The 12637-nt window shown below is 60.0% G+C and carries 10 protein-coding genes and 1 pseudogene; 10 read left to right on the plus strand and 1 reads right to left on the minus strand.

Annotated features, from left to right (window positions below; all coding sequences use genetic code 11):
- The first annotated feature begins 179 nt into the window (after positions 1-179).
- Both BSG20_RS15275 and kdsA read left to right on the plus strand, forming a co-directional pair.
- The gene (locus tag BSG20_RS15275; protein ID WP_072376516.1) at positions 180-1064 is read left to right on the plus strand and encodes a VOC family protein; all 885 of its coding nucleotides are present in this window, start codon (positions 180-182) and stop codon (positions 1062-1064) included.
- Complete coding sequence (gene kdsA / locus BSG20_RS15280) at positions 1061-1906, plus strand: 3-deoxy-8-phosphooctulonate synthase (RefSeq protein ID WP_072376514.1); 846 nt, start codon at positions 1061-1063, stop codon at positions 1904-1906. Before BSG20_RS15275 ends, kdsA begins: the two co-directional genes overlap by 4 nt.
- Before the next feature lie 22 nt (positions 1907-1928).
- On the opposite strand, the gene BSG20_RS15285 is transcribed toward kdsA, so the two are convergent.
- On the minus strand, positions 1929-3773 hold the full coding sequence (locus BSG20_RS15285; protein WP_072376512.1) for a methyl-accepting chemotaxis protein: 1845 nt from the start codon (positions 3771-3773) through the stop codon (positions 1929-1931).
- A 425-nt stretch (positions 3774-4198) separates the two neighbouring features.
- Between BSG20_RS15285 and eno the strand changes: the two genes are divergently transcribed.
- From eno to lpdA, 8 genes and pseudogenes are all read left to right on the plus strand, one after another.
- Positions 4199-5473, plus strand: a complete 1275-nt coding sequence (eno, locus tag BSG20_RS15290; protein ID WP_007790407.1) for a phosphopyruvate hydratase — start codon at positions 4199-4201, stop codon at positions 5471-5473.
- Between the two features lie 140 nt (positions 5474-5613).
- Positions 5614-5934: an FtsB family cell division protein gene (locus BSG20_RS15295; RefSeq protein WP_072376510.1), complete on the plus strand. Its 321-nt coding sequence runs from the start codon at positions 5614-5616 to the stop codon at positions 5932-5934.
- A 146-nt stretch (positions 5935-6080) separates the two neighbouring features.
- Complete coding sequence (pdhA, locus tag BSG20_RS15300; RefSeq protein ID WP_018858807.1) at positions 6081-7127, plus strand: pyruvate dehydrogenase (acetyl-transferring) E1 component subunit alpha; 1047 nt, start codon at positions 6081-6083, stop codon at positions 7125-7127.
- A 17-nt stretch (positions 7128-7144) separates the two neighbouring features.
- Positions 7145-8521, plus strand: coding sequence for a pyruvate dehydrogenase complex E1 component subunit beta (locus BSG20_RS15305; protein ID WP_072376508.1), 1377 nt, complete (start codon positions 7145-7147; stop codon positions 8519-8521).
- An 18-nt stretch (positions 8522-8539) separates the two neighbouring features.
- A complete protein-coding gene (locus tag BSG20_RS15310; RefSeq protein ID WP_072376506.1) occupies positions 8540-9889 on the plus strand; it encodes a pyruvate dehydrogenase complex dihydrolipoamide acetyltransferase in 1350 nt (449 codons plus the stop codon).
- Positions 9890-9908: 19 nt separating this feature from the next.
- Positions 9909-10550 carry an SGNH/GDSL hydrolase family protein gene (locus tag BSG20_RS15315; protein ID WP_024316973.1) on the plus strand — a complete coding sequence of 214 codons (642 nt, stop codon included), beginning with the start codon at positions 9909-9911 and terminating at the stop codon, positions 10548-10550.
- 2 nt (positions 10551-10552) lie between these two features.
- A pseudogene (locus BSG20_RS15320) lies at positions 10553-11130 on the plus strand (GNAT family N-acetyltransferase).
- Between the two features lie 15 nt (positions 11131-11145).
- The gene (gene lpdA / locus BSG20_RS15325; RefSeq protein WP_072376504.1) at positions 11146-12591 is read left to right on the plus strand and encodes a dihydrolipoyl dehydrogenase; all 1446 of its coding nucleotides are present in this window, start codon (positions 11146-11148) and stop codon (positions 12589-12591) included.
- Positions 12592-12637 lie beyond the last annotated feature (46 nt).

Below are 12637 nucleotides of genomic sequence, written 5' to 3' on the forward strand. Positions count from 1 at the left end.
GTGAAACAAAGCCAGAACAGACACTATATGTTCCATATGTGTTCCGCAAGTGCCTAAATTTTCGTAAAACTTCCCCGCAACTTGTTCAGTTTTCTCAGATCATTTGACTGAAAGCGCCGAAGGGGGTTGCATTGTCCTGCTACCCGGCGCACATCTTCGCAAATTCCGGAGAGTTTGCTATGAGCGAAGCGCATCCGCTGGACCACATCGTGCTGCCGGTCTCCAATATTGGACTCGCGCGCGAACGTCTCGGAAAACTTGGGTTCACCGTCGCGCCTGATGCCCGGCATCCGTTTGGAACAGAGAACGCCTGCATATTCTTCTCCGACGAAACTTACCTAGAGCCCCTGGGGGTCGCCAACGCGGAACTGCACGAGGCGTCGGCGAAGAAAGGGAATGTCTTCACCGCGCGTGACCGTGCCTTTCGGTTTCGATGCGGGGATGATGGATTCTCTGCCGTGGTCTTCGCGACCGCAGATGCCGATCGCGATCACGCCCGGTTCCTTTCCGAACGGATCAATGGTGGCGAGATGCTGCAGTTCGAGCGACCGATGAAGATGCCAGATGGCTCGGAGGCCACAGCCGCGTTCAAGCTCGCTTTCGCGGTGGATCTGCGGGCTCCGGATTTCTTCTTTTTCACGTGCCAACGCGTCAATCCGCTGCCAGCCGATCGAAAAGCGCTGCAAGTGCACGCGAACGGCGTCCAAGGGATCGCAGAGATCGCTCTGGTTTCGCCAGATCCGAAGGCGTTCGGGTCATTCGTACGCGCAGCGGCGCACGGCCCGGGGATCGTCAACGACGCTTTCGGCGTGAGCGTCGCCGCTCCGAATGCCAGGATCAGCGTTCTATCCCCCGATGGATTGTATGCCTATTTCGACCTTCCTGCAGCGTCCACCGATCGCGGCTTGCGCGGCATCGCGATCGTCTTCAAAGTTGGCGATCTCGCCGTGACAGAAGCGCATTTGGCTGCTAACGGGATGACCTACACGCGCAAGAACAATCGAATTCTGGTGAAGGCGGCTGCCGGGCAGGGCGCGCTCTTCGCCTTTGAGGAGAAAAGATGAGCCAGACAAAGTCCGAAGTCGTGGTTGGCGAAGGCGCCGGCCGTGTCACCTTTTCCAATGCCGGCAAGCTGTCGCTGATTGCTGGGCCCTGCCAGATGGAGAGCCGCGACCATGCCTTCATGGTCGCGGGCGTGCTAAAGGAACTCTGCGACAAGCTTGGTCTCGGCCTCGTCTACAAGTCCTCCTTTGACAAGGCGAACCGAACCTCGCTGTCGGCCCAGCGTGGGATCGGCCTCGAAACGGCGCTTGCGGTCTTTGCTGACCTCAAGAAGGAATACGGCTTTCCGGTTCTGACTGACATCCACACCGAGCAGCAGTGCGCCGAGGTGGCGACCGTCGTCGATATCCTGCAGATCCCGGCCTTCCTCAGCCGCCAGACCGACCTGCTGGTCGCAGCCGCCAAGACCGGCTGCACCATCAACGTCAAGAAGGGCCAGTTCCTTGCTCCTTGGGACATGAAGAATGTCCTCAACAAGCTGAACTCGACCGGCAACCCCAATATCCTGCTGTGCGAGCGTGGCGCCTCCTTCGGCTACAACACGCTGGTTTCGGACATGCGTTCGCTGCCGATCATGGCGGCGATGGGCGCTCCCGTGATCTTTGACGCCACGCATTCGGTGCAGCAACCAGGCGGGCAGGGCGGCTCAAGCGGCGGCCAGCGCGAATTCGTGGAGACGCTGGCACGGGCAGCCGTTGCCGTTGGCGTCGCCGGCGTCTTCATCGAAACGCACGAAGACCCTGACAATGCGCCGTCCGACGGGCCGAACATGGTTCACCTGAAGGATATGCCGCGGCTACTCGAAAAGTTGCTGGCCTTCGACGTGATCGCCAAGGCGGCCTGAAACCTGAAGAAAGTGCCGGCCGTCAACCGGCAAGCGCCATCCGTTTGTGGGTCGGATATCCCCTGGTCAGGGAGTTGCCCGTATCGTCGAGACGGAAACGCGACAGCAGGTGGTTGAGGTGCACTGCCTCGTCGCCGAGTTCTCGGCAGGCGGCGCTGGTTTGCTCGACCATCGCCGCGTTCTGCTGCGTGACGCTGTCCATGGTGTTGACGGCGGCGTTGACTTCCAGGAGCGCGGTGGTTTGTTCGGAGGAAGAACGCACGATCCCCTCGATCAGCGCAGTGACATTCAGAACCTGCTGATCGATAGTGCTGAGCGCTTCGCCTGTGCGGTTGACGAGGCCAACGCCTGCTGAAACCTGTCTGGAAGACGTCTCGATCAACTGTTTGATTTCTTTCGCCAGATTGGCGGAGCGACCGGCAAGGTCGCGCACTTCCTGCGCAACGACGGCAAAGCCTTTTCCGGCCTCACCTGCACGGGCGGCCTCCACACCGGCATTGAGCGCGAGGAGGTTGGTCTGGAAGGCGATTTCGTCGATGACGTTGATGATCTCGCCGATCTGCGCGGATGATGTCTCGATCTTCTCCATCGCGGCCACCGCCTCGTGCACGACGGTTGCCGAGTAGCTGGCGCTTTCCTTGGTGGCCGTCATCATCGCGTTCGCTTCATTGGCCCGTTCCGATGAGTTCTTGACGGTGACGGTGATCTGGTCGAGCGCGGAGGCTGCCTGCTCCAGTGAGGCAGCCTGATGTTCCGTTCGCCGGGCCAGATCATCCGTGCTCGAGGCGATTTCGCTCGAGCCGGTCCTTACCGTATTCGTGACGGCCGAGATTTCCTTCATTGCGCTGGAAAGCGTGCGGATGCTCGAGTTGAACTCCTGGCGCAGCTTTTCGTAGGCAGCTTCGAAGGGTTCGCTGAGCTGGACAGTGAGGTCGCCGCCCGAAAGGCGCTCCAGACCGCGGCTCAGGCTTGCAATGACGCGCTCGCGGGCGGCTTCTTCTTCTGCCTTGGTCGCGGCAAGCGCCGCATCACGCTGTGTCTGCACCTGGCGTTCGGCATCTTGGCGCTCGCGGATATTGTTTCGCTCTTCGGCAGATTGACGGAAGACGGCGACGGCGCGAGCCATCTCGCCGATCTCATCGGCGCGGCGGCTGAAGGGCACTTCCTTCGAATAATCGCCACCGGCAAGGATCGCCATATAGTCGCGCATCGCCGAGAGCGGCACGATCGCGCGTCGGCGGAAGGCATAGAGGCCGCCGAGCAACAGGCAAAAGGACACAGCGGCTGCCGCAAGCGTGATCGTGGAGAGGATGCGGGTTTGTTCGGCAGCATCCCTTTCGGCAGCAGCAAGGAAGGCGTTCGCCATGTCCACGAGCTTATTGACGGCCTCTTCATGAACATGGAAATTCGTTGAAAGCTTCTCGAAGGCCGCCGGGATGACGGCTGCGTCGTTCCTGAGAATGGCCGGGGCGAGTTCTTCCGCCAGCACCTTCCAGAAGACGTCGCCTTTGACGAGGACGTCGTTCAGGAGTTTTTCCTTGAGATCGGCGCTGAGGGCCGTTTCCGACCAATATTTGCGGCGATCCTCATAGGCGGGCTTCAGGACAGTCTGGATGCGCTCGATATTCTTCGGCGCGACTTCAGGACGCTGCACCGCCTCAAGTGCAAGCATGTAGGTTTCGACGATGTAGAGAGGCGGCGGCAGGATATCGGCGACGAGATCCTTGCCGTAGACGATCTGCTTATACATTTCGCCGTTCACCCGCAGCTTGTTGAAGGCGTAGTTCTGTATGCCGATCGAAGTAATCAATCCCGCGGTGACGACGGCCGCGAAGATGGCAAGGCTGCGAGCAATATTGAGTTTCATCCGGCGCGCCCCGTAAATTTTGATAGTGAACAGGTGTGGTTTATTGAAATGGCTTGGAATTTTGAGGGAACTTAAAAGCCCTACAAGCAGGCGGGTTTGAACCGCACAAGGAAGTGCATCATGCAATACTACTTGCCGGCGGACAGGCAGTATTTCCTTATCGAGTATTAATTGTAATATTAATTGGTTACTGATCGATAAATGTGCAACCACATCGAATGCCGTGACTTGTTTTTCAAAACCTGTAGTTTCGAAACACTGGAGCAGGGCAGGAGAAAGATGGAGTGGCAAGCCTCTTCAAAAGCCTGACATATTCGCGCGGTAGGCCGTGACATGCCGTGTGTCGTCGGTGTGGCATTGTAATTTGCGTGCCTTCGATTAAACAGGCTTCGAACGATTTATCCACCCTCGAGCAGGAAGAGCCGATGACCGCAATTACCGACATTATCGCCCGCGAGATTCTCGACAGCCGTGGTAACCCGACCGTCGAAGTCGATGTCTATCTCGAAGATGGCAGCATGGGCCGCGCGGCGGTGCCGTCGGGCGCTTCGACCGGTGCTCACGAAGCAGTCGAAGTGCGCGATGGCGGCAAGCGCTATCTCGGCAAGGGTGTTGAAAAGGCCGTCGAAGCCGCCAACACGGAAATCTTCGACGCGATCGGTGGTATCGACGCCGAAAACCAGATCCAGATCGACAACATCATGATCGAGCTGGACGGCACGCCGAACAAGTCGCGTCTTGGCGCCAACGCCATCCTCGGCGTGTCGCTAGCCGTTGCCAAGGCAGCTGCACAGGCTTCCGGCCTGCCGCTTTACCGCTACGTCGGCGGCGCCAGCGCCCACCTCCTGCCGGTTCCGATGATGAACATCATCAACGGTGGTGCGCATGCCGACAACCCAATCGACTTCCAGGAATTCATGATCCTGCCGGTCGGCGCCGATTCCATCCGTGAAGCCGTTCGCATGGGCTCAGAAGTCTTCCACGTCCTTAAGAAGGAATTGTCGGCTCAAGGTCACAACACCAACGTCGGCGACGAAGGTGGCTTCGCGCCAGGCTTGAAGAGCGCGCCTGAGGCCCTGGACTTCATCATGAAGTCCATTGAAAAAGCCGGCTACAAGCCGGGCGACGATATCAGCCTCGGCCTTGACTGCGCCTCGACGGAATTCTTTAAGGACGGCAAGTACGTTCTCGAAGGTGAAGGCCGGACGCTGGAATCGGGCGCCATGGCCGAATATCTTGCTCAGCTCGCGGCCCAGTATCCGATCATCTCGATCGAAGACGGCATGGCTGAAGACGATTGGGACGGCTGGAAGGCTCTGACCGATCTGGCTGGGAAGAAGGTTCAGCTGGTCGGCGACGATCTCTTCGTGACCAACTCGGCCCGTCTTCGTGACGGCATCCGCATGGGTGTTGCCAACTCGATCCTCGTCAAGGTCAACCAGATCGGCTCGCTGACGGAAACGCTCGATGCCGTCAACACCGCACACAAGGCTGCCTACACCGCCGTCATGTCGCACCGTTCGGGCGAAACCGAAGACTCTACGATTGCAGATCTGGCTGTTGCCACGAACTGCGGTCAGATCAAGACCGGCTCGCTGTCGCGTTCGGACCGCCTGGCAAAGTACAACCAGCTGATCCGTATCGAAGAAGGCCTCGGCCCGCAGGCCCGCTATGCCGGCCGTTCGATCATCCGCGGCTAATCGCATCTGATTTTTATCGACTTCGAACCCGCGCCTCAAAAGGCGCGGTTTTTTCTTGCCGATTTTTCATAGTCAACGGACAGTTAATCTCTGCCCGGTAGGCTTGAGCGCATCGAGGTAATGCGTTCGAGCGTGCGTTTATGTGGACAAAGCATCACAAGAAGAAAAAGATCGGTCGTTTCGTCGTTCCGGCGATGACGATCGCGTTTCTTTCCTACTTCGGCTATCATTGCATTCATGGTGATTACGGTCTGCGGGCAACCGAGGGGTTCGAGCGTCAGCGGATAGCGCGCGAAAGGGAGTTGGCGGTTCTAAAAGGCAAGCGCGAGCATCTCGAAAAGCAGGTCGCGCTGCTGAGCGACGGTTCGATGGACAAGGATATGCTGGACGAGAAAGCGCGTCTTCAGCTGAATGTTTCTCGTGCCGACGAGATCGTCATATTCAATCACTATTCCAATTAACCGAAATTCAGTTAATCTCGATAAATGCTTATTTATCAGTAATTTACTGATGAATACGAGCCATGCATTTATGGCATTGCTGCGGCGAAATTTCTTCCCTATGGTACGCGCCACCAAAGAACCGACAAACCCACAGGGAGGGTTGAATGGCGCCGCGAAAAACCGCGACCGTTTCCAGCCGTAAAACTAGCGCAAAGCCGGCAAACAAGGCATCCAATGGTGGTCCTGTTGCTGATTTTACGCGCGATGAGGAGCTCAAGGCCTATCGCGAGATGCTCCTGATCCGCCGCTTCGAGGAGAAGGCCGGACAACTCTACGGCATGGGCTTCATTGGCGGTTTCTGTCACCTCTACATCGGCCAGGAAGCTGTGGTCGTCGGTATGCAGATGGCCCAGAAGGAAGGCGATCAGGTCATAACCGCCTATCGCGACCATGGCCACATGCTGGCCACCGGCATGAGCGCGCGCGGCGTCATGGCCGAATTGACCGGACGCCGCAGCGGTTATTCGCGCGGCAAGGGCGGCTCGATGCACATGTTCTCTAAGGAGAAGCATTTTTACGGCGGTCATGGCATCGTTGGTGCCCAGGTCTCGCTCGGAACGGGCCTTGCCTTCGCCAACCGCTACCGCGGCAATGACAGCGTCTCCGTCGCCTATTTCGGTGATGGTGCCGCCAACCAGGGCCAGGTCTACGAGAGCTTCAATATGGCTGCTCTCTGGAAGCTCCCGATCATCTATATCGTCGAAAACAACCGCTACGCCATGGGCACGTCGACTGCGCGCGCTACCGCGCAGTCGAACTACTCGCTGCGTGGCTCCGGTTTCGGCATCCCCGGCATCCAGGTCGATGGCATGGATGTCCGTGCGGTGAAGGCTGCAGCGGACGAAGCGCTCGAGCATTGCCGTTCGGGCAAGGGGCCGATCATCCTCGAGATGCTCACCTACCGTTACCGCGGCCACTCGATGTCCGACCCGGCGAAGTATCGCACCAAGGAAGAAGTGCAGAAGATGCGCTCCGAGCAGGATCCGATCGAACAGGTGCGTGCGCGCCTGCTCGAAAAGGGCTGGGCCTCCGAAGACGATCTGAAGGCGATCGACAAGGACGTCCGCGATGTCGTTGCTGATAGCGCCGACTTCGCCCAATCCGATCCGGAGCCGGATGCATCCGAGCTCTATACTGACATTCTGCTCTAATCGGGGAGGGACGACCCATGCCAATCGATATTCTCATGCCCGCCCTCTCTCCGACGATGGAAGAAGGCACGCTTTCCAAGTGGCTCAAACAGGAAGGCGATACCGTCAAGTCAGGTGACGTCATTGCCGAGATCGAAACCGACAAGGCGACGATGGAAGTCGAAGCCGTTGATGAAGGCGTCATCGGCAAGCTGCTGGTGCCGGCCGGTACCGAAAATGTGAAGGTCAACGCCAAGATCGCAGTCCTGCTGCAGGACGGCGAGTCGGCCTCCGATATTTCGGCAGCACCTGCCGCGCAGCCTGCTCCCGCCACCACGGCCCCACAGGTGGAAGAAAAGCCGGCTGCTGCTCCTGTTCCAGCCGGGCCGAAGGCAGCCGTGCCGAACGATCCGGAAATTCCGGCCGGTACCGAAATGGTGTCGATGACCGTTCGCGAAGCGCTTCGCGATGCCATGGCGGAAGAAATGCGGGCTGACGAGAGCGTTTTCGTCATGGGCGAGGAAGTTGCCGAGTACCAGGGCGCCTACAAGGTCACACAGGGCCTCCTGCAGGAGTTCGGTGCGCGCCGCGTCATCGATACGCCGATCACCGAGCACGGCTTTGCCGGCGTCGGCGTCGGTGCTGCGATGTCTGGCCTGAAGCCGATCGTCGAGTTCATGACCTTCAACTTCGCTATGCAGGCGATCGACCAGATCATCAACTCCGCTGCCAAGACGCTCTACATGTCCGGCGGCCAGATGGGCGCCCCGATCGTGTTCCGCGGCCCGAACGGCGCTGCTGCCCGTGTCGGCGCCCAGCACAGCCAGGATTACTCGGCCTGGTACAGCCAGATCCCGGGCCTCAAGGTCGTCATGCCTTATACGGCATCCGACGCCAAGGGTCTGCTGAAGGCTGCCATCCGCGATCCGAACCCGGTCGTCTTCCTCGAAAACGAAATTCTCTATGGTCAGCATTTCGATGTGCCGAAGATGGATAATTTCGTCCTGCCGATCGGCAAGGCGCGTATTCATCGTCCGGGCAAGGACGTGACGATCGTCTCCTTCGGTATCGGCATGACCTATGCGGTCAAGGCTGTCGCCGAACTCGAGAAGATCGGCATCGACGCCGAACTGATCGACCTGCGCACGCTGCGCCCGATGGATATTCCGACCGTGATCGAATCGGTCAAGAAGACCGGCCGTCTGGTCACTGTCGAGGAAGGCTATCCCCAGAACTCCGTCGGCACCGAAATTGCCACCCGCGTCATGCAGCAGGCCTTCGATTATCTCGACGCGCCGGTTCTGACGGTCGCCGGCAAGGACGTTCCGATGCCTTATGCCGCCAACCTCGAGAAGCTCGCTCTCCCGAATGTTGGTGAAGTCGTCGATGCCGTGAAGGCCGTTTGCTACAAGTAACAAGGGGAGGGTATTTCGATGCCTATCAACATCACGATGCCTGCCCTGTCTCCGACCATGGAAGAGGGCAACCTCGCCAAGTGGCTGGTCAAGGAAGGCGACACGGTCAAGTCGGGTGACGTCATTGCAGAGATCGAGACCGACAAGGCGACGATGGAAGTCGAAGCCGTCGATGAGGGCACCGTTGCCAAGATCGTCGTTCCGGCCGGCACTGAAGGCGTCAAGGTCAATGCCTTGATCGCCGTGCTCGCAGCGGAAGGTGAAGACGTGTCCGCCGCTGCCAGCGGCGCAGGCTCCGCTGCTCTGGCTCCAAAGGTCGATGCCGCGGCAGCGCCGAAGGCTGAAGCCGCACCGGCTCCCGCCGCTGAGGCGCCGGCGGCGGCCGCTCCTGCTCCGGTCGCTGCACCCGCAGCCGCGCCGCCAAGTGGCAACCGCGCCTTCTCCTCGCCGCTCGCGCGTCGTCTGGCGAAGGAAGCCGGTATCGATCTGTCTGGCATCGCCGGCTCCGGTCCGCATGGCCGCATCGTCAAGAGCGACGTGGAAGCCGCTGCCGCAGGTGGTGCCAAGGCTGCTCCGGCCGCCGTTGCCACGCAAGCTGCTGCACCGGCTCCGGCTGCTGCACCCAAGGGCGCTTCGGAAGAAGCCGTTCTCAAGCTGTTCGAGCCTGGCTCCTACGAGCTAGTGCCGCATGACGGTATGCGCAAGGTGATCGCCAAGCGCCTCGTCGAATCCAAGCAGACGGTGCCGCACTTCTACGTCACCGTCGATTGCGAGCTCGATGCGCTGCTGGCGCTGCGCGCCCAGCTCAACGACGCGGCTCCCCGCAAGGATGGCGGCGCCTCCTACAAGCTGTCCGTCAACGACATGGTCATCAAGGCCATGGCTCTGGCGCTGCGCGATGTTCCGGATGCCAACGTCTCCTGGACCGAGGCCAACATGGTCAAGCACAAGCACGCCGATGTCGGCGTTGCGGTCTCGATCCCGGGCGGCCTGATCACGCCGATCATCCGCAAGGCCGAGGAAAAGACCCTGTCGGTGATCTCCAACGAGATGCGCGACCTCGGCAAGCGTGCAAAGGATCGCAAGCTGAAGCCTGAGGAATATCAGGGCGGCACGACGTCTGTTTCGAACATGGGCATGATGGGCGTGAAGAACTTCGCAGCCGTCATCAACCCGCCGCATGCAACGATCCTTGCCGTCGGCGCTGGCGAGCAGCGTGTCATCGTCCGCAAGGGCGAAATGGTCATCGCAACCGTGATGAGCGTCACGCTTTCGACCGACCATCGCTGCGTCGACGGTGCGCTCGGTGCCGAGCTGCTGCAGGCGTTCAAGGGCTACATCGAAAATCCGATGGGTATGCTCGTCTGAGACCGGAGCGGTGGCGGAAATGACGAAGACCGTTCTTTGCTATGGTGACTCGCTGACCTGGGGTTATGACGCCGATACGATCGGGCGTCATGACTACAAGGATCGCTGGCCAAGTGCACTCCAGGCGGCACTCGGCAACGAGGTGCGTGTTATCGCCGAAGGATTGAATGGACGGACCACCGCCTTCGACGACCATCTCGCCGACTGCGACCGGAATGGCGCGCGCATCCTGCCGACGATTCTGCAGACGCATGCGCCGCTTGATCTTGTCATTCTGCTTCTCGGTACCAACGACATGAAGCCCGTCGTGGCTGGATCGGCTTTTGCCGCCTGCCAGGGCATCGCACGGCTGGTGCGGTTGATCCGCAATCATGCCTGGCCGTTCGAATTCGATGGGCCTGACATTCTGATCGTTGCGCCACCGAAGATTCGCGAGACGGCAAACGTGCCCTTCGCGGCCTCGTTCGTCGGCGGCATCGAGGAATCGACAAAGCTTCCGACGCTCTATCGTGATCTCGCCGACGAGCTCGGCTGCGGCTTCTTCGATGGCAATTCGGTGGCGAAGACGACGCCGGTCGATGGCATCCACCTTGACGCTGAAAATACCCGCGCTCTCGGGCGCGGCATGGAATCGACTGTGCGGATGATGCTGGGGCTTTGAGCATGAGATCCTTCGTTTTGCTTCCGCCCGCCGCGCGGGAGGATGCGACGGAGCTGGCGTTGCTCACGGATACCGCCTCTCACGGCTTCGCCTCCTGGCTTTGCTCACGGAGCAAGGAAGCGGCGGTGGCGGCGTCACCCGACGGAGCGCGGACGGCAGAAGCCGCGCGGCGACGATGGGCAAGGCAACTGGTGCGATGCCGTGATTGCCGGGCCCATGGCGAGATCGCGGGAGCCGCGATCGGCTACGGACGAGATGAAGGCATACGCAACATTCCGGCGGATCGCCCGGCGCTGAAGCCGGTTATCAATCTCCAGCAGATGGTGATTGGAAGCTGATTTATCGGAACGCTCGGTGTCCACAGCCATTTGCGCGGCACCGGGATCGAAGGCTTCTGGTGGATCAGATCGAGCGGGCAAAAACCGCGCCGGTCAGTCTGATCACAGCAAGTTACAACGAAGCGGCTCTGTCGCTTTACAAGAACAATGGATTTTCGCAGACGGCGCGCGCAGATGCCGTGGCGTTCTTCGAAAACGGCAGAAAACACGAGTGGGTGCTACTCACCCGCGACGCCCGATAGCAAAGGCAGGAAAACATGGCTGAGAATTACGACGTCATCATCATCGGCTCCGGACCGGGGGGCTATGTCGCCGCCGTGCGCGCCACCCAGCTTGGCCTCAAGACCGCGATCGTGGAACGCGAGCATCTCGGCGGCATCTGCCTGAACTGGGGCTGCATCCCGACCAAGGCTTTGTTGCGCTCGGCCGAAATTCTCGACCATTCCAACCATCTCAAGGATTACGGCCTCGTGCTGGAAGGCAAAGTCAGCGCCGACGTCAAGGCTGTCGTCGCCCGTTCGCGCGGCGTGTCGGCGCGCCTGAACGGTGGTGTCGGCTTCCTGATGAAGAAGAACAAGGTCGATGTGATCTGGGGCGAAGCCAAGATCACCAAGCCCGGCGAAATCGTCGTCGGCAAATCGTCCAAGCCTGTCGTCGAGCCGCAGAACCCGGTGCCGAAGAACGTCAAGGGCGAGGGCACCTACACCGCCAAGCACATCATCGTCGCCACAGGCGCCCGTCCGCGCGCACTGCCTGGCATCGAGCCGGACGGCAAGCTGATCTGGACCTATTTCGAAGCGCTGAAGCCGGATGTGCTACCGAAGTCGCTGATCGTTATGGGCTCGGGCGCCATCGGCATCGAATTCGCAAGCTTCTATCGCTCCATCGGCGTCGATGTGACTGTTGTCGAAGTCATGCCGACGATTATGCCGGTCGAGGATGCGGAAGTCACCGCGATCGCCCGCAAGCAGCTGGAAAAGCGCGGCCTGAAAATCTTCACGAGCGCCAAGGTCGCGAAGGTCGAAAAGTCCGCCAACAGCGTCACCGCGCATGTCGAGACATCGGACGGCAAGGTGCAGCAGATTACGGCTGACCGGATGATCTCGGCAGTCGGCGTTCAGGGCAACATCGAAAACCTCGGATTGGAGGCTGTCGGCGTCAAGACGGATCGCAGCTGCATCATCATCGACGGTTACGGCAAGACCAACGTGGCAGGCATCTATGCGATCGGCGACGTTGCCGGTCCACCGATGCTCGCCCACAAGGCTGAGCACGAGGGCGTCGTCTGCGTCGAGAAGATCGCGGGACTGCCGAACGTTCACGCCACCGACAAAAACAAGGTTCCGGGCTGCACCTACTGCAACCCGCAGGTCGCCTCGGTAGGCCTCACTGAAGCCAAGGCCAAGGAGCAGGGCCGCGACATCCGTGTCGGCCGCTTCTCCTTTGCGGCCAACGGCAAGGCGATCGCGCTGGGAGAAGACCAGGGTCTATGCAAGGTGATCTTCGACAAGAAGACCGGCGAGCTGCTCGGCGCCCACATGGTCGGCGCCGAAGTGACCGAGCTCATCCAGGGCTTTGTCGTCGCAATGAATCTCGAGACGACCGAGGAAGAACTGATGCACACGATCTTCCCGCATCCGACCGTTTCCGAAACGATGAAGGAAGCAGTCCTTGATGCCTATGGTCGTGTTCTGAACGCTTGATAGTTTCCGTCGCCGCCCTCTATCTCGGGGTGGCAAATCCATCCCT

This window comes from Rhizobium tibeticum (assembly GCF_900110205.1).
In the GTDB taxonomy this organism is placed as follows: domain Bacteria; phylum Pseudomonadota; class Alphaproteobacteria; order Rhizobiales; family Rhizobiaceae; genus Rhizobium; species Rhizobium tibeticum.

Excerpts from the sequence above, each read along its gene's own strand:
- pdhA (WP_018858807.1), top strand. The coding sequence starts at position 6,081 with ATGGCGCCGCGAAAAACCGCGACCGTTTCCAGCCGTAAAACTAGCGCA.
- eno (WP_007790407.1), top strand. The coding sequence starts at position 4,199 with ATGACCGCAATTACCGACATTATCGCCCGCGAGATTCTCGACAGCCGT.
- BSG20_RS15285 (WP_072376512.1), bottom strand. The coding sequence starts at position 3,773 with ATGAAACTCAATATTGCTCGCAGCCTTGCCATCTTCGCGGCCGTCGTC.
- lpdA (WP_072376504.1), top strand. The coding sequence starts at position 11,146 with ATGGCTGAGAATTACGACGTCATCATCATCGGCTCCGGACCGGGGGGC.
- BSG20_RS15295 (WP_072376510.1), top strand. The coding sequence starts at position 5,614 with ATGTGGACAAAGCATCACAAGAAGAAAAAGATCGGTCGTTTCGTCGTT.
- kdsA (WP_072376514.1), top strand. The coding sequence starts at position 1,061 with ATGAGCCAGACAAAGTCCGAAGTCGTGGTTGGCGAAGGCGCCGGCCGT.
- BSG20_RS15315 (WP_024316973.1), top strand. The coding sequence starts at position 9,909 with ATGACGAAGACCGTTCTTTGCTATGGTGACTCGCTGACCTGGGGTTAT.
- BSG20_RS15310 (WP_072376506.1), top strand. The coding sequence starts at position 8,540 with ATGCCTATCAACATCACGATGCCTGCCCTGTCTCCGACCATGGAAGAG.
- BSG20_RS15275 (WP_072376516.1), top strand. The coding sequence starts at position 180 with ATGAGCGAAGCGCATCCGCTGGACCACATCGTGCTGCCGGTCTCCAAT.
- BSG20_RS15305 (WP_072376508.1), top strand. The coding sequence starts at position 7,145 with ATGCCAATCGATATTCTCATGCCCGCCCTCTCTCCGACGATGGAAGAA.